Raw genomic sequence first — 15,865 nt, 5'->3', positions numbered from 1 at the left:
CACCGGGCTCCCTCGAGTCCCCTGGCCGATACGGCAGATCTGAGACCGCTGGGGTCCAGCTCTGACGAGGACGGGCCCCTGATCTGCCGTGCGGCGGATCCGGGGCCCGTCCTGTCGGCCCGGGCTCAGCCCGCCACGAGGTCGCGTCGGCGCAGGGCGATCAGGCCCACCGCTGCGAGCGCGAGCGCGAGGACGGCCATCACCACCAGCGGGACCACGTCGAGGTCGTCGTGGGGCACGAACGGCACGTGATGGAGCACCGACAGGTCGCGCGACCACTCCGGCAGCTGCAGCAGATCGCCGAGGAAGGTGTCCAGCGCGGCCCAGACGACGACGAGCCAGGCGAGGCCCGCCCATCGCGCCCGCAGTCCGTACAGGGCCAGGGTGATGGCTCCGACGAGTGCCTCGGCGGGCAGATAGACGAGGGCGGCGAGCAGGCACTCCCCGATCCACGCGAGGTCGCCGGTGGCCAGCCAGACCCCGATGCCCGTGCCGAGACCGAGCAGGACCTGCAGGGCGACGACCTCGAGCGCCACGACCAGCACCCATCGCGAGACGACGTCGACTCGCGAGGTCCCGGCCACCAGCAACCCGGCCAGCCTCCCCTCCTGCTCCTCGGCGCGCAGCCGGAGCACGCCGGCGACGATCAGGCCCACGGGCCCCAGAGCGAGCATCAGCAGGATGTAGGCCGTGAAAGAGCTGGTGAGGTCGTCGACATCGATCGGGGCGAACTCCCCGATCGTCGGGAGCTGGTCGACCATGTCCTCGAGGGAGGCCGCCAGGGACCCGAAGGCGATCGCGAAAAGGAACAGCCCGATCGCCCAGGTGAGCATCGTCGGAGTCACCAGGCGCCGTGCGAGTCCTCCCGGGGCTCGCAGCGCGCGGGAGGCACCGCTCGGTCCGGCTGCGGCCGCGCGCAGCCCCGCACCGACGTCACGACGCCGGGAGAGCGCGGCGGCGAGCACGAGGAGCACGATCAGCGCGGCTCCGGAGACGGCGAGCGGCCACCACCTCAGGTCCACGAGGACCCGGGTCTGCTGGGCCCAGGCCAGCGGGGAGAGCCATGACAGCCACGACCCCTCCGCGTCGAGCACGTCCCCGACCCCGCGCAGTAGGAAGGCGACGGCGAGGGCGCCGAGGGAGAGCCCGGAGGCGGTCCCGGCGTGCTCGGTGAGCTGCGCGGCGACCCCTGCCAGCCCGGCGAACACCAGCCCGGTCAGCACGGTGGCGAGGCCGAGTGCGAGGGCCTCGACGGCAGGCGCCCCGGTGACCAGCACACCGATGCTCACGCCGGCCCCGAGGGCGAGGTTCGCGATCACCACGATCGCCAGGGCTGCCGCCGCGGGGGCGAGGCGACCCATCGGCAGCGACCGCAGCAGCTCCAACCGCCCCGACTCCTCCTCCAGGCGGGTGTGCCGCATCGTCATCAGGATGCTCATGATCGCTCCGGCGAGGAGGATGTAGAGGAAGAGCTCGTTGGCGACCGCCGCCCACAGCGTGTAGTGGTCCCGGGCGAACGCCGGTCCGGTCATCAGCACGGCCGACGGATTCCCGAGCAGGGCGGCCCGGGCATCGAGCGCCTGCTGGTCGGGGTACGCCTCCTTGAGGGCCACGACCGAGGCAGGGACGGTGGCCAGCATGACCAGCCCCCAGAGGATGATCTGGCGCCTGGACAGGCGCCAGAACAGGCGCACGAGGGTCCCCAGACCGGTCAGCGCAGTGGCGGGTCCGACCTCGAGCAGGTGGCTGTGGCGCATGGTGGTCGCACGGTCCGCAGCAGTCCTCATGTCCTCGCCTCCCCGGAGGTGGTCTCCGCGCTGCCTGCTGGTCCAGCCGCGCCCGCACCGAGGTCGTCGCCGTAGTGGCGCAGGAAGAGGTCCTCGAGGGACGGCGGGGTGATGGTGAGGCCCCGTGCATCCATCGCGGTCAGGATCGGCAGCACCTCGTGGACCGCCGACTCGTCGACGTCGCACCGGATCCGCCCGCCGTCGGCGACGAGGTCGTGCACGCCGGGCGTTCGCGAGAGCGCCCCGGGATCGGCATGCGTGGTCGCAGCGACCGTGGAGCGGGTCAGATGGCGCAGCTGGGCCAGCGTCCCGCTCTCCACGTCGCGACCGGCGCGGATGATGGTGACCGTGTCACAGAGCTTCTCCACCTCGGCGAGGATGTGGCTGGACAGGAGCACCGTGCGACCCTCGCTCCGCAGGCGGTCGACCTCATCGGTGAAGATCGCTTCCATCAGGGGGTCGAGCCCGGACGTGGGCTCGTCCATGACGTAGAGGTCCACATCCCGCGAGAGCGCCGCGATGAGGGAGATCTTCTGGCGGTTTCCCTTGGAATAGGTGCGGCAGCGTTTCGTGGGATCCAGCTCGAAGCGTTCGATGAGCTCCTGGCGGCGTCGACGATGCGTCGTCGACCGTTCGGAGGAGGTGAGCACGTCGATCGCCTCTCCCCCGGTGAGGTTCGGCCAGAGACTGGTGTCCCCGGGAACATAGGCGAGCCGCCGATGGATCTGCACAGCATGGGACCACGGGTCCATGCCCAGCACCCGGACGGATCCGGAGCTCGCCCGGAGCAGGCCCAGCAGGACACGGATCGTGGTCGACTTGCCCGCCCCGTTGGGTCCGAGGAATCCGGTGACCTGCCCGGTGGGGACGGTGAGCGAGAGCCCCTCCAGGGCGTGGGTCGCCCCGAAGGTCTTGCCGAGGTCGCGGATCTCGACCGCCGCGTCGATCGCGCCCGACGCGCCGGCGGTCGTGGCCGTCGTGGCTGTCCTGGCTGTCGGGCGGCGTCCGGCGCTCATGAGGTCTCTCCTGCTGGTGGTCGGATGGTCTGCGGTGCTGGGTCGTCGCCCTGCGTAGCGGCCAGGTAGGCGTCGAGCATCGATCGATCGGCCAGCAACGGGATGCTGTAGAGCTCGAGGATCGGGCCGATGATCCGAGCGGAGTACTGCTCGAACCAGGCGGGCAGCTCCTCGAGGTCGAGCTGGTCGCGCTGGGCGGGGAGCTGGAGGAGCAGGGCACCCAGGGCCATCTCGGTGAGCACCTGCGCTCGCGCCTGTGGATCGCGACTGGGGGTGATCGTCCCCGCCCGCTCCCCGTCGGCGAAGTACTCGACGGCGTCGGCGGCGAAGTCGCCGACCAGCTCCACGGCGAGGGGCCCGCCGGCCTGAAGACGCCGCAGCACGTATCCGACGACCGGGGCGTACCGCGTGGTCTGCGCGAGCTGGGCGAACAGCTCCGCGGATCCTCCGGCGAAGAGGCTCGACTTCTCCCGACGGGTGACCTCGAGGGCACGCCGGTCGCAGGCCTCGAGCAGGGCGCCACGGGAGCCGTAATGGTGGATGATCAGGCCTGCACTGACCTCGGCGTCCTCGGCGACGCGTCGCAGCGAGGCGGACAGCCCGTCGACCGCGAAGCGTCGCAGCGCCGCGCTCAGGATCCTCTCGTCGGAGGGAGGTGGATGATCCATGGTGCTCCTCAGGGTGTGCCGGCGGAGGACGGGTGACGGGACGCGGAGTGCGGGAGGCGAGACGGGAGCTGTGCGTGACGGAGCCCGGACTGCCGACCGCTGAACGACTGTTCAACACGCTATACGTGTGTTCAACACCTGGCAAGAGGAATCCTGGCCCTGCCCCGGATAGGGTCGCGGTATGACCGAGCACGAGGCGATCGACCAGACTCCTGAGGTGTCGCACGCCGATCTCGCCCCGACGCCCTTCGCCGCCTCCCTGCGCTGGGCCGTCCATGCCCTCGTCTACCTCCTGGTCATGCTGGTCACGGGCCTCGCCCTGGCCCCGCCAACCACCGCCCGCAGCTGGCTCATGGTCGCCCTGCTCGTCGTGTTCACCGCCGTCTACTCCATCGGCGCCCGGCGCACCCTGCGCCATCGGGCCGGCCCCGACGGGTCCTGGAGCGCTCTGGCATATCTCGCGCCGAGCATCGCCGTCTGGGCCTGCACCTTCGCCCTAGGCCCGGAGACGGTGTGGGTGGCCTTCGGCCTGGACTTCGCCGTGCTCTACGCCCTGCCGTTCGTCGGCGGCCTGATCGCCCTCGTGCTCGTCACGGCCGTGGGCGTGCTCGGGTACACCGCGTGGTCCTCCGACCCGATGCCGGGCGAGGTGGCCGGCCCCGTGATCGGGGCGCTGGTCGTCCTCGCCGTGGTGGTCACGGTCCGTGCCCTCCAGCGGGAGGTCGACCGGCGCACCCGCCTGGCCCGCCAGCTCGCCACCGCCCGGGACACCATCGCCGAGCAGACCCGCGCGGCGACCACGGCCGCGGAACGGGACCGGATCGCCCGCGAGCTGCATGACACGGTCGCGCAGTCGAACCTCTCGATCCATCTGCTGCTGGACGCCGCCGATGTCGCCCTGGACCGCCAGGACACGCAGGAGGCCCGCGGGCTCGTGCAGGAGGCCCGGGCCGCCGCGGCCCGCACCGGCATGCAGACCCGCCGCTTCGTCGATGCCGCCGATCCTGAGGTCCCCTCGGGCGCCGCCCTGCGCGACGAGCTGCAGCGCCTCGTGGCCGATGCCGGGCGGGTGGGCCGCACGCAGATCACGCTGCGGGACGAGATCACGGACGGCGAGCTCGAGGCCCTGCCCCGCAGCACCGCCCGTGCCGTGCTGCGCCTGGTCGAGTCCTTGCTGGCCAACACGGTCCAGCACGCCGAGGCCTCGCGCACCATGGTGACCCTCGAGGTCCACGGCGATGAGGTGATGCTGGACGTGGTCGACGACGGCCGAGGCTTCATCCCCGAACAGGTGGCGGGCTTCGGGCTCCGCTCCGCCCGTGCCCGCGCCGCCTCTGCCGGAGGCACCCTGCTCATCGAATCCGCTCCGGGCAGCGGCACCGCCGTGCAGGTGGTCATGCCGCTCCCCCACCCTGCGGCCGTACCCGACCACTCCGCACCCGACGATCCCGTCGACCTCGACCGCCCGAACATCCCTGCTCCTGAGGAGTCCACATGATCAGAGTTCTCCTGGCCGATGACCATGCGATCGTCCGTCGCGGACTGATCGCCGTGCTCAGCGCGGAGGACGGCCTCGACGTGGTCGGCGAGGCCGCGACGCCGCAGGAGGCCGTGCTGCTGGCACGCTCCACGGCCCCGGACGTGGTGCTGCTGGACCTCCAGTTCGGGGTCGGCCAGGAGCGCGGCACGGACGTCATCCCGGCCCTGCGCCAGGCAGCCTCCCCGCCCACCGTGCTGGTGCTGACCACGTACGACAACGACCAGGACGTCACCGCCGCGATGGATGCCGGAGCCGGCGGCTACCTGCTCAAGGACTCCCCCGCCGAGGAGCTCGTCGCCGGCGTGCGCCGCGCGGCCGACGGGGCAGGGACGGTCGATCCACGGATCTCCCAGCGGCTGCGGGAGCGTCACCTGGACACCTCGCTCAGCGCCCGTGAGCTCGAGGTGCTCACCCTGGTCGCAGCCGGCCGCACCAACGCTCAGATCGCGAGCGACCTGTTCCTCTCCCAGGCCACCGTCAAGACGCACCTGGTGCATGTCTTCGACAAGCTGGGCGTCACCCGGCGCACCGAGGCGGTCGCCCGTGCCCGGGCCACCGGCATGCTGCGGCCCGAGTGACCTCGATGTCGTGAACCGGTCCGGACCGGCCTGAGCCGGCAGGGCCGCCGGCCCGGCAGGTCAGCCCAGCCCGTCCATCCCACCCTTGGCCCGCAGCAGCGACAGCAGCAGATCCTTGGGCCCCGAGCTCGGCTCGAGCGCGCACTCGTCGGGTTCGAACGACCAGGCGCTGCGCAGGGAGCGGAACACCTCGAACTCGGCGTCCCCGGTGCGCAGGGGGACGGCCCGGTATCCGCCGGCCTCCGGCAGGTGGATGATGAACGCGCCCGTGAGCTCCGGCATCTCGCGCAGCGTGCCGTCGTCGTCCAGGAGCTCCTCGGCGCGGCACACGGCCACGCCCTGCAGCGCGTAGTCGCCGCGCACCTTCTTGGAGGTCTTGATATCGGCGCTGAGCAGCGTGTTGCCGATCCGCACGATCGCATCGGTGGTGCCGGCGTAGCCCACGGTGTGGTTCACGACCGTCTGCTCGATCTCGACGAACTCGGGCTGGTAGTCCTCCAGGAACCGACCGTAGCCGTCCAGGCGGATGCCAGCCCGTGCGATGAGCGCCTGCGGATCCTTCTCCGTCACGAACGCCCCTTGCGCCGTGCGCATGGAGTCGGCGAGCTCACCGATCTCGGCGTCGGAGGGCCGGGAGCCGCTGGTGCCCCACAGCTCGCAGGCGGCGTGGACGAGCGTACCGAAATCGGCGGTGGTGCGGGTGTACTCCGGGGCGGCCGCGGCGATGCGCTTCTGGGTGCCCCAGGTGTCCCGCGAGACCCGGGAGATCTCGGCGGCGGCACGATCGGGGTTCCGGTCCAGCCAGGAGTACATCTCCAGCGCGCGCTTCGAGGCCATGGTGGCGTACCAGCCCTGCAGGAAGTCCTTCGCCCGCATCCCCGCGACATTCGTGATCGAGGGGTACAGCAGCGGCCCGTCGGGCTCGAGTCGGTACATGCGGCCGCGCGGAGTGTCGGCGCTGAGCTTCGGGGTGGTCATAGCTCCTCAGGAGGGTGCGACGGAGTGCGATGGCGTGCGGAGGCCGCACAGGGTGCAGGGACAGCGACCACGGTACGACGTGCCGGAGTCGCGGCGGGGGCGCTGGGGACGGACGCGCCGCGCACCGCGCCCACGTCACCTCGCCAGAAGATGTTCGGTCTCGTCGACCTCACTCCTCGGTGCCGAAGATGAGGCGCTCGGCGATGATCCGGGCCCGCCTCGTGCGGCGCAGGTACCGCTCCTCAAGGTCCGACGCGGTGCAGTCGTCGCCGTCGATCAGCCAGGCCAGGGCGCGCAGCTCGTTGCGGTCCGACGGGAGCACGTCCCCCTCCCGGCCCTTCCACAGGAACAGGCAGCGACGCACCTGCCAGGCCAGGTCCCAGGCCTTCGTGAGCTCCCGCGCCTCGCGTCCGGTGATGAGCTCCGCCTCGGCGGCGGCCTCGAGCTGATCCATCGTCGACGTGGTGCGCAGGCCCTCGATCTCGTGCCCGTGGTCCAGGGCCAGGATCTGCGCGCTCCACTCGACGTCGGTCATCCCTCCGCGGCCCAGCTTCACGTGCCGGGACGGCTCGGCGTTGCGGGGCAGCCGCTCCGATTCCACGCGAGCCTTCATCCGGGTGATCTCGCGCCGCGCGCTCGCGTCCAGGCCGCCCGACGGGTAGCGGTGCCGATCCATCTCCTCCCGCAGCCCGGCGGCGACCGCCTCGGAGGCCACCACCGGACGGGCGCGCAGCAGGGCCTGCTTCTCCCAGGTCTGGGCGTCCCGTCGGTAGTAGGTCGTCCACGCCTCGATGCTGCGGGCCAGCGGGCCCATCTTGCCCTCGGGGCGCAGATCGGCGCTGACCTTCATGTCCGCACCGGCGGCCGGGGCATTGAGGATCCGCTGGGTCTGGGTGGCGACGGCGATCGCGATCTCCCCCGTCGCCCCACCGGCCCCGCGGTCGAGCGCCAGGAACTGGACGTCCGCATCGGAGGAGTAACCCATCTCCCGGGCCCCGAAGCTGCCCATCGCGAGGATCGCCATCTCCACACCGAGCGCGCGCGCCGGATCGGAACGCCGCTCACGCAGCCGCTTCGCGGTGCCGACGTCGACCACGTCCACCTCGTCCAGGGTCTCCGTGTCCTCGTCGACCACCTCCCGCTCCAGGGCGACGACGTGGAAGGCCACGAGCAGCCCCGCCTCGAGCACAGCCTCGGCGAGATCGGTGAGCGCCCGGGCGACCTCGCGCGGGGTCGCCACCCCGGTCAGATGCGCCAGGGCGATGCGCAGCAGTTCACGGCGCCGGGTGCGACGCAGCACGTCCTGGGCCACCTCGACGGAGTCCACGCGCGAGATGACGGCGAGGAACTCGCGCCCCAGCACGTCGCGGGGCAGCGGCCTGAGGTGCTCGTCGCGGGCCAGCCAGCGCACGGCACCGGGGATCTTCTCGAGCTGCTCGCCGACGAAGCGGCTGGCGGAGAGCACCCGGGTGAGCCGTTTGGCGGCGAGCCCGGAGTCCCTCAGCAGGCCCAGGTACCAGTGCTCCGAGCCGATCTCGTCGGAGATGCGACGGAAGGCGAGCAGGCCCATGTCGGGGTCGATCCCGTCGGCGAACCATTCGAGCATGGCCGGCAGGAGCTGGCGCTGGATCTTCGCACGCCGGGAGATGCCCCCGGTCAGCGCGGAGATATGGCTGAGGGCGCGGGCGCCGTCGCGATAGCCGATCGCGGCGAGACGAGCCTTCGCCGACTCCGGCGTCAGCGCGATCTGTCCGTCGCTGAGCTGGGAGGAGGTCACCAGCAGAGGCCTGTAGAAGATCTCCTCGTGCAGCTGCCTCACGCGGCGCCGGGTGCGGCTGTACTGCCTGTCGAACTCGTCCCGGCTCAGTCCCATGGTGCGGGCGAGGCGGCGCAGGTCCGCCCCGGAGGTGGGCAGCACCTGGGTGCGGCGCAGGCGATGCAGCTGCAGGCGGTGCTCCACGCAGCGCAGGAAGCGATAGGCGTCGTCCATCTCCACCACGTGGTCGCGGGAGATGTACCCGCCCTCCCCGAGCCGCGCGAGGGCCTCGAGGGTGGATCGGCTCTGGAGGCGGTCGTCGGTGCGGCCATGGACCATCTGCAGCAGCTGCACGGTGAACTCGACGTCGCGCAGCCCGCCGGGGCCGAGCTTGATGTTGCGATCCACCTCGCCGCGCGGGATGTGCGCGACGACGCGGCGACGCATGGCACGGGTGTCCTCGACGAAGCTGTCACGGGTGGAGGCCTGCCAGATCCAGGGCTCGACGAGCTCCTCGAAACGGGCGCCGAGCTCCGTGTCACCTGCGGCGGCGCGGGCCTTGAGCAGGGCCTGGAACTCCCAGGACTTCGCCCACTGCTCGTAGTAGTGCGCGTAGGAATCGATGGTGCGCACCAGCGGGCCGTCCTTGCCCTCCGGGCGCAGGTTCGCGTCGACCTGCCACAGGGACCCCTCGGAGGTGCGATCCGAGCAGGCCCGCGCCAGCTCGCGGGCCAGGGCTGATCCGATGACGACGAGCTCCTCCTCGTCCGCCGGCTCCCCCGGGGCCACGTCCTGGGCCGGGGCGACCACGTGCATGACGTCGACATCGGAGATGAAGTTGAGCTCGCGGGCGCCCGTCTTGCCCATCGCCATCACGGCCCAGCGCACCTTCTCGTGCCCGTCGACCGCCGCCCGGGCGATCGCCGCGGCCGCGTCCAGGGCGGCGTCGGCGAGATCGCTGATCGCCGCGGAGACCTGGGGCTGCAGCGCCGTCGGCGAGGGGGCCATGACATCCGCGGCGGCGATCTGCACCAGGCGCTCGTGGTACGCGATGCGCAGCGCATCGCGCATCTCCCGCGCGCCCGCCCCCGCCACCGGGAGTTCGGCCGACGGATCGGCGTCGACGGCCGCCAGCAGCATCTCGCGGACCCTCGCCGCCGGCAGCGTCAGCTGATCATCGCCCTCCCGCAGCGACTCGAGCCGCTCGGGATGGCGTGCGAGGAAGTCACCGAGCGCGACCGAGGTGCCCAGCAGACGGATCAGCCGTTCCCCATGGCTGCCGGGCGTGCCGACGGAGGCGAGGAAGTCGTCCATCAGCGCCGACTGCCCGCTCTCGTGGGCGGATTCCGCCAGGCGCAGCAGGCCGAGCACGGCATCATCGCCGTCGGCCGTCGCCCCGAGGCGGGCGGGCCCACGGGAGCCCAGTGCGGCGAGCACGGGCTCGGCGAGGAAACGGTGGACACGGTCGGTGCTGCTGAATCCCAGCCGGGCGAGGGCGCCGGTCGTCGTGGGTGGTTCGATCGTCATATGCGCTCCCTCGAGGTCAGGTGCGGGCAGGTGCAGGCAGGAGCTCCCGGGGTCTCAGACCCGGCTGAAGGTCGAGGCCAGCTCGTGATCGGTCACCTGTTCGCGGTAGCGATCCCATTCCTGCTTCTTATCGCGCAGGAAGAACTCGAAGACCTGCTCGCCGAGGGTCGCCGCCATCAGCTCCGAGCTCTCGAAGTTCTCCAGCGCGCGGAACAGGTCGGTGGGCAGCGGTTCGATGCCCATGGCACGGCGCTCCCGCTCGGAGAGGTCCCAGACCGCATCCTCGGCGCCCTCGGGCAGCTCGTACTCCCCCTCGATGCCCGCCATCCCGGCGGCCAGCAGGGCGGCGAAGGCGAGATAGGGGTTGGCGGACGAGTCCAGCCCCCGGAACTCGACGCGGGAGCTGGTCCCCTTGGTGGGCTTGTGGAACGGCACCCGAACCAGCGCGGAGCGGTTGTTGTGGCCCCAGCAGATGTAGCTCGGGGCCTCCTGCGCGCCCCACAGCCGCTTGTAGGAGTTCACCCACTGGTTGGTGACCGCGCTGTACTCGGGAGCATGGCGCAGCAGCCCGGCGATGAACTGCCGGCCGATGCGGGAGAGGCCGTACTCGGCGCCCGGCTCGTGGAAGGCGTTCTTGCCGCCCTGGAACATCGACAGGTGGGTGTGCATGCCCGAGCCGGGCTGGTCGATCATCGGCTTGGGCATGAAGGTCGCGACCTGTCCCATCGACAGGGCGACCTCCTTGACGACCGTGCGGAGGGTGACGATGTTGTCCGCCGTGGTGAGCGCATCGGCGTAGCGCAGGTCGATCTCGTTCTGGCCGGGACCGTTCTCGTGGTGGGAGAACTCGACCTGGATGTTCATCGCCTCCAGGTGCTGGATCGCGGTCCGACGGAAGTCCTGCCCCTGCCCGCGGTGCACGTGGTCGAAGTATCCCGCGCTGTCGATCGGGCGCAGCTTCTCGCCCTGCCGGTACGGCTGCTCGAAGAGGTAGAACTCGATCTCGGGATGGGCGTAGAACTCCAGGCCCTTCTCCTCGGCGCGGGAGAGCGCCTCGCGCAGCACGCGGCGGGGGTCCGAAGCGGCTGGCTCGCCGTCCGGGGTGAGCACATCGCACATCATCCGGCCGGTCGCGTTGGCCTCGCCGCGCCACGACAGCAGCTCGAAGGTGCCGGGGTCCGGGCGCAGGATCATGTCCGACTCGTAGCTGCGGGTGAGGCCCTCGATCGTGGAGCCGTCGATCCCGATGCCCTCGGTGAACGCCGCTTCGAGGTCCGACGGAGAGATCGCGATGGACTTCAGCGTCCCCGCGATATCGCAGAACCACAGGCGGATGAACCGCACGTCGCGATCGGAGACCGTTCGGATGACGTCGTCGTGGAGATGTTCCATGCGCTCAGTCTGCCTCAGGTCGTGCCCGTCGACGACAGCACGACGCCCCGACATCCGCAGTGGATGTCGGGGCGTTCGCCGAAGAGCGTCACGACCCGCTCAGCTGAGGGAGAGGTACCACTCGCCGGTGGAGTCCTGCATCATCGTGTACGGGAAGTCCGTACCCATCATGTTCACCGCGACCGTTCCATCGCCGTTGTCGGTGGTCTCGATCATCGACCGCTCGAGAATATCCATGCTGCCGGGCTCCATGCTCTCCATGCTCGGCGCGAGCTGCTCGCCGCACTGGGTGAGCACCTCACCGGACACAGGCTCGCCCGTGGTCGGATCCAGGAAGAAGCCACATGCCGCCTCTCCATCACCGTCATCCATCACTTGGATGAACTCGAGGAATCGGTCGCCTGCGGCGGTCAGGTCCGCTTCCTCGAGCGGAGCGGAGTCACCCGACTCCGCGGCGTCAGCGTCGCCCTCGTCGTCAGCGACGTCCTCGCCCTCCTCGGCGGCGTCCTCCGCAGCCTTCTCGCCTTCGTCAGCGGCGGATTCCTCCTCCGCTGCGGGCTCCTCCTCGGCTGCAGGCTCCTTCTCCTCGGCAGGCTGCTCCTCCTCGGCCGGCTGCTCCTGCTCGGCCGCAGGCTTCTCCTCGGTCGACTCGCTGCCCCCACATGCCGCGGCACCGGCGACGATCGCAAGCGCCCCCAAGCCTGCTGCGGCTCCACGAACTGTCCTGCGCATGATCGACGTCATGTTCTTGTCCTCCCTCATCGGTGCCAGCGGTCGTACCGGCTCCGAGTAGATTGCCACACCACGACACGGAGCGTCATGGGGAGGAGTGCCCATGTTGTGGCTTCGTGATCACCACAGGTCCAGTTCGCGGTCCGGAGATCGGTACGTCGTCGACGCCCGCGAACGGTCGACGATGCATCCGACGGGCGCGGATAGGCTGGCGTCGCACGGAACATGCGTTGCAGTCGGCGCGGGCGCCTCCTCGGGAAGGCGTCGGCCCGAACATCCCACCCCTTCGCCCAGGAGCACATCGTGAGCACCCCCTCCGGCACCGGCCCCGTCGGCCCGGCCAAGGTCCGTATCCGTCATCTGCACGACGCCAAGGACCGCGGGCGTCCCTTCTCGATGCTGACGGCCTACGACCAGTACTCGGCGCAGGCCTTCGAGGCGGCCGGGATCGACGTGCTGCTGATCGGTGACTCCGTGGGCACCACGGTGCTCGGCCATTCCTCGACCACCGCGACCACCCATCAGGACATGCTCACCTTCACCGGTGCCGTGGCCCGTAGCGTGCACCGCCCGCTCATCGTGGCAGATCTGGCCTTCGGCACCTACGAGACCGGCCCGGCCGACGCCGTGCGCCATGGCGTCGAGCTGATCCGCGCCGGTGCGGAGATGGTCAAGCTCGAGGGCGGGCGCGCGATCGTGCCGCAGATCCGCGCGCTCGTCGAGGCCGGGATCCCGGTGATGGGCCACCTCGGGTTCACCCCGCAGTCGGTCAATGCGCTCTCCGGGCACCGGGTCCAGGGCCGGGATGCCGCCGGAGCCGATCAGCTGGCCGAGGATGCCCTGGCGATCCAGGAGGCCGGCGCCTCCGCGATCGTGCTCGAGCTCGTCCCTGCACAGGTCGCCGCACGCATCACCGAGGTGGTGACGGTCCCGACGATCGGGATCGGGGCAGGGCCGTCCTGCGACGGCCAGGTGCTGGTGTGGCAGGACATGGCGGGCCTGTCCGGTTTCCACGGGAAGTTCGTCAAGGCGTTCGCGGATCTGCGCCGTGACCTCACCCACGCCGCCGAGCAGTACCGGGTCGAGGTCGCCGAGCGCTCCTATCCCGGACCCGAGCACTCCTTCGACTGATCAGCACCGCGCTCCGCCCGCCGCATGACACCGCCCCGGTGACCGCGAGAACCTGCTCGTGGTCACCGGGGCGGTGCCCTGCCCGGGACGTTCCGCGAGGCGATGCCCGCCAGGCACTACGCCTCGTCGGTGCCCTCCCAGGCATCGTCGTCCTGCTCCCACTTCTCGTTGCGGGCCGCAGCGGTCTTCAGCGCCTGCTGTGCCTCCGCGCGCGAGGCGTACGGGCCCATCAGGTCCGTCGCCGGTGATTGCCGACCCTCCTCCACGCTGCCCGTGCTGAGGTTGTAAAAGAACTCCGTGCCGTCGGTCACGTCGGTCTCCTTCCGCGTCGATGAGAGACTGGTGGGTATGACTGTAGAGCAGGTGTGGTTCCGTCCAGAAGGCCGCGACGAGCTGGTGCCCGGCACCATCGGCCCCCGACGCACGGTGCCCGCGCGCATCGAGCGCCCCGAGTACGTGGGCAAGGACGAGGCGGTCTCCGACTCCGGGCCCCGCGTCCAGACCCCCGAGATCATCGAGCGGGTGCGCGAGGCGAGCCGCGTCGCCGCCCTCGCACTCCAGGCCGCCGGTGAGGCCGCCGAGCCCGGCGTCACCACGGACCACATCGACGCCGTGGTGCATGACGTGCTGGTCGAGAACGGCGCCTATCCCTCGACGCTCGGCTACCTCGGCTTCGAGAAGTCGTGCTGCACCAGCCTGAACGAGGTGATCTGCCATGGCATCCCCGACTCCACCGTGATGCAGTCCGGGGACATCCTCAACGTCGACGTCACCGCCTTCCTCCACGGCGTCCACGGCGACACCAACGCCACCTTCGCGGTCGGGGACATCGACCCGCGGGCGCAGCAGCTGATCGACATCTCCCACGAGGCGATGATGCGCGGGGTGAAGGTCGCCAAGCCCGGCCGTCAGGTCAACGTCATCGGTCGCGTGATCGAGAAGTTCGTGGCCCGCCACGGCTACGAGTCGGTGCAGGACTACACCGGGCACGGCGTCGCCGAGGGCTTCCACAACGGACTCGTCATCCCCCACTACGACTCAGCGCCCCTGTTCGACGACGTCATCGAGGAGGGCATGACCTTCACGATCGAGCCCATGGTGACGATCGGTTCGCAGTCCTGGGAGCAGTGGGACGACGGCTGGACCGTGGTCACGAAGGATCGCTCCTTCACCGCCCAGTTCGAGCACACGATGCTCATCACCGCGGAGGGCCCCGAGCTCCTCACCGTCGTCTGACGCCCCCGCTCGACGGCCCGCCGCCCGGTTCCCGGACCCGGGGGCCGATCACGTCCGGATCCCGGTATCGTGAACGCACCGTAGGTGCCCCGACGACGGGGCCCCGCCGGGCGGTCCCTCCGCCCGGTTCACCGCGATCAGGAGTGGCGATGGCCAAGGCGAAGCACCGCACAGCGTTCGGGATCGACATCGGCGGGAGCGGGATCAAGGGCGCGCCCGTCGATCTCAAGAAGGGCGATCTGGTGGCGGACAGGATCCGTCTGACGACCCCGCAGCCCTCGACACCCGATGCGGTCGCCGACACGGTCGCCGAGCTCATCAGCTCCTACGACATCGCCGGCGGCATGCCGGTGGGCGTCACCTTCCCCGCCGTCATCCAGAACGGCGTCGCGCTCACGGCGGCGAACGTCGACGACGCCTGGATCGACACCGACGTCGATGCGCTGCTCACCGAACGCACCGGTCACGACGTCTTCGTGGTCAACGACGCCGATGCAGCGGGCATCGCCGAGATGGAGTTCGGCGCGGGTCGCAAGTCCTCCGGGGTCGTCCTGGTGATCACCCTGGGCACCGGAGTGGGCAGTGCGATGTTCGTGGACGGGAAGCTGGTCCCCAACACCGAGCTCGGGCACGTGCTGCTGCACGACGACGACGCCGAGAAGTACATGGCCAGCTCCATCCGTGAGAAGGAGGACCTGGACTGGGAGACCTGGGGCGGGCGCCTGCAGGAGTACTTCTCCCACATCGAGTTCCTGTTCTCGCCGACGAAGATCATCGTGGGCGGCGGCGTCTCGAAGAAGCACGAGAAGTTCCTGCCGCTGCTGGATCTGAAGGCCGAGATCGTCCCGGCGAAGCTGCGCAACGAGGCCGGGATCATCGGTGCCGCAGTGCTGGCCCGCAAGGAGCAGAAGGCGCTGGAGACGGGCGAAGAGGGCACCGAGGACAAGAAGCCCAAGAAGTCCGAGAAGGACACGAAGAGCTCGTCGAAGTAGCTCGTCGAAGGAGGTCCTCGACGGGGGCCTCGCCGAGAGGAGTCCCCGCTGACCCGGGACGCGCACGGATGCGCGGCCCGGGTCAGGACGTAGGGCGGACCAGCCGGCCTGTAAGCCGGGTTCTGTTATCGGCAGCCATCCATCTCGCATCGCCGTTGCCGACGACCTCCAGCGGTCTACCCGGGAACTCGGGCCGGCGCCCTCGAACATTCCCTGTCTGACCTTGCTCCCGGTGGGGTTTACCGTGCCGACCTCGTCACCGAGGCCGCGGTGGTCTCTTACACCACCCTTTCACCCTTACCGCCGGCGTCCCGAGGGGCGCTGGCGGCGGTCTGCTCTCTGTGGCACTGTCCCGCGGATCACTCCGGGTGGGCGTTACCCACCACCGTGCCGGATGGAGCCCGGACTTTCCTCGGCCCCGAGGCGTGAGCCCCGAGGACGCGACTGCCCGGCCGACTGGTCCGCCCCGGAGTCTACGCTGATCCGTGCCGTCGGCCGCCATCACGATCAGCGCTCCCCACGCCCTGACGTG

13 protein-coding genes and 1 other RNA gene are annotated in these 15,865 nt (G+C 70.6%); 5 read left to right on the top strand and 9 right to left on the bottom strand.

Features of this window, described 5'->3' with window-relative positions:
• Positions 1-125: 125 nt before the first annotated feature.
• The 3 genes from INT49_RS07450 to INT49_RS07440 are packed head-to-tail and all read right to left on the bottom strand — an operon-like array spanning position 126 to position 3,471.
• On the bottom strand, positions 126-1,787 hold the full coding sequence (locus INT49_RS07450) for an ABC transporter permease (protein ID WP_226849902.1): 1,662 nt from the start codon (positions 1,785-1,787) through the stop codon (positions 126-128).
• Positions 1,784-2,803: an ABC transporter ATP-binding protein gene (locus INT49_RS07445; protein WP_193117101.1), complete on the bottom strand. Its 1,020-nt coding sequence runs from the start codon at positions 2,801-2,803 to the stop codon at positions 1,784-1,786. The genes INT49_RS07450 and INT49_RS07445 overlap by 4 nt, the downstream gene beginning before the upstream one ends.
• Positions 2,800-3,471, bottom strand: coding sequence for a TetR/AcrR family transcriptional regulator (locus INT49_RS07440; RefSeq protein WP_193117100.1), 672 nt, complete (start codon positions 3,469-3,471; stop codon positions 2,800-2,802). Before INT49_RS07440 ends, INT49_RS07445 begins: the two co-directional genes overlap by 4 nt.
• 181 nt (positions 3,472-3,652) lie before the next feature.
• Between INT49_RS07440 and INT49_RS07435 the strand changes: the two genes are divergently transcribed.
• Positions 3,653-4,969, top strand: a complete 1,317-nt coding sequence (locus INT49_RS07435) for a sensor histidine kinase (protein ID WP_193117099.1) — start codon at positions 3,653-3,655, stop codon at positions 4,967-4,969.
• Positions 4,966-5,589, top strand: a complete 624-nt coding sequence (locus tag INT49_RS07430; RefSeq protein WP_193117098.1) for a response regulator — start codon at positions 4,966-4,968, stop codon at positions 5,587-5,589. The genes INT49_RS07435 and INT49_RS07430 overlap by 4 nt, the downstream gene beginning before the upstream one ends.
• A gap of 60 nt (positions 5,590-5,649) precedes the next feature.
• On the opposite strand, the gene INT49_RS07425 is transcribed toward INT49_RS07430, so the two are convergent.
• The 4 genes from INT49_RS07425 to INT49_RS07410 form a co-directional block, all read right to left on the bottom strand.
• Positions 5,650-6,567 carry a hypothetical protein gene (locus tag INT49_RS07425; protein ID WP_193117097.1) on the bottom strand — a complete coding sequence of 306 codons (918 nt, stop codon included), beginning with the start codon at positions 6,565-6,567 and terminating at the stop codon, positions 5,650-5,652.
• A gap of 169 nt (positions 6,568-6,736) precedes the next feature.
• Entirely contained in the window at positions 6,737-9,850 is a 3,114-nt protein-coding gene (locus tag INT49_RS07420; RefSeq protein WP_193117096.1) for a bifunctional [glutamine synthetase] adenylyltransferase/[glutamine synthetase]-adenylyl-L-tyrosine phosphorylase, read from the bottom strand.
• A 54-nt stretch (positions 9,851-9,904) separates the two neighbouring features.
• On the bottom strand, positions 9,905-11,242 hold the full coding sequence (locus INT49_RS07415; RefSeq protein ID WP_193117095.1) for a glutamine synthetase family protein: 1,338 nt from the start codon (positions 11,240-11,242) through the stop codon (positions 9,905-9,907).
• A 99-nt stretch (positions 11,243-11,341) separates the two neighbouring features.
• The gene (locus INT49_RS07410) at positions 11,342-11,986 is read right to left on the bottom strand and encodes a hypothetical protein (RefSeq protein WP_193117094.1); all 645 of its coding nucleotides are present in this window, start codon (positions 11,984-11,986) and stop codon (positions 11,342-11,344) included.
• 291 nt (positions 11,987-12,277) lie between these two features.
• On the opposite strand from INT49_RS07410, the gene panB reads away from it, so the two are divergent.
• Complete coding sequence (panB, locus tag INT49_RS07405) at positions 12,278-13,105, top strand: 3-methyl-2-oxobutanoate hydroxymethyltransferase (RefSeq protein WP_319021542.1); 828 nt, start codon at positions 12,278-12,280, stop codon at positions 13,103-13,105.
• A 116-nt stretch (positions 13,106-13,221) separates the two neighbouring features.
• On the opposite strand, the gene INT49_RS07400 is transcribed toward panB, so the two are convergent.
• Entirely contained in the window at positions 13,222-13,416 is a 195-nt protein-coding gene (locus tag INT49_RS07400) for an SPOR domain-containing protein (RefSeq protein ID WP_193117092.1), read from the bottom strand.
• A gap of 37 nt (positions 13,417-13,453) precedes the next feature.
• Here INT49_RS07400 and map point away from each other — a divergent pair, with 37 nt between their 5' ends.
• Both map and ppgK read left to right on the top strand, forming a co-directional pair.
• Positions 13,454-14,341, top strand: a complete 888-nt coding sequence (gene map / locus INT49_RS07395) for a type I methionyl aminopeptidase (RefSeq protein WP_193117091.1) — start codon at positions 13,454-13,456, stop codon at positions 14,339-14,341.
• A 149-nt stretch (positions 14,342-14,490) separates the two neighbouring features.
• Entirely contained in the window at positions 14,491-15,333 is an 843-nt protein-coding gene (gene ppgK / locus INT49_RS07390) for a polyphosphate--glucose phosphotransferase (RefSeq protein ID WP_193117090.1), read from the top strand.
• A 95-nt stretch (positions 15,334-15,428) separates the two neighbouring features.
• Here the strand turns inward: ppgK and rnpB are convergent.
• Positions 15,429-15,793, bottom strand: an RNA gene (gene rnpB, locus INT49_RS07385) — RNase P RNA component class A.
• Positions 15,794-15,865: the final 72 nt, after the last annotated feature.

It is taken from the genome of Brachybacterium tyrofermentans (assembly GCF_014897585.1).
GTDB lineage: Bacteria > Actinomycetota > Actinomycetes > Actinomycetales > Dermabacteraceae > Brachybacterium > Brachybacterium tyrofermentans.
This window is presented reverse-complemented; position numbering and strand designations above follow the sequence as displayed.

Excerpts from the sequence above, each read along its gene's own strand:
- INT49_RS07450 (WP_226849902.1), bottom strand. The coding sequence starts at position 1,787 with ATGAGGACTGCTGCGGACCGTGCGACCACCATGCGCCACAGCCACCTG.
- INT49_RS07445 (WP_193117101.1), bottom strand. The coding sequence starts at position 2,803 with ATGAGCGCCGGACGCCGCCCGACAGCCAGGACAGCCACGACGGCCACG.
- INT49_RS07440 (WP_193117100.1), bottom strand. The coding sequence starts at position 3,471 with ATGGATCATCCACCTCCCTCCGACGAGAGGATCCTGAGCGCGGCGCTG.
- INT49_RS07435 (WP_193117099.1), top strand. The coding sequence starts at position 3,653 with ATGACCGAGCACGAGGCGATCGACCAGACTCCTGAGGTGTCGCACGCC.
- INT49_RS07430 (WP_193117098.1), top strand. The coding sequence starts at position 4,966 with ATGATCAGAGTTCTCCTGGCCGATGACCATGCGATCGTCCGTCGCGGA.
- INT49_RS07425 (WP_193117097.1), bottom strand. The coding sequence starts at position 6,567 with ATGACCACCCCGAAGCTCAGCGCCGACACTCCGCGCGGCCGCATGTAC.
- INT49_RS07420 (WP_193117096.1), bottom strand. The coding sequence starts at position 9,850 with ATGACGATCGAACCACCCACGACGACCGGCGCCCTCGCCCGGCTGGGA.
- INT49_RS07415 (WP_193117095.1), bottom strand. The coding sequence starts at position 11,242 with ATGGAACATCTCCACGACGACGTCATCCGAACGGTCTCCGATCGCGAC.
- INT49_RS07410 (WP_193117094.1), bottom strand. The coding sequence starts at position 11,986 with ATGACGTCGATCATGCGCAGGACAGTTCGTGGAGCCGCAGCAGGCTTG.
- map (WP_193117091.1), top strand. The coding sequence starts at position 13,454 with ATGACTGTAGAGCAGGTGTGGTTCCGTCCAGAAGGCCGCGACGAGCTG.
- ppgK (WP_193117090.1), top strand. The coding sequence starts at position 14,491 with ATGGCCAAGGCGAAGCACCGCACAGCGTTCGGGATCGACATCGGCGGG.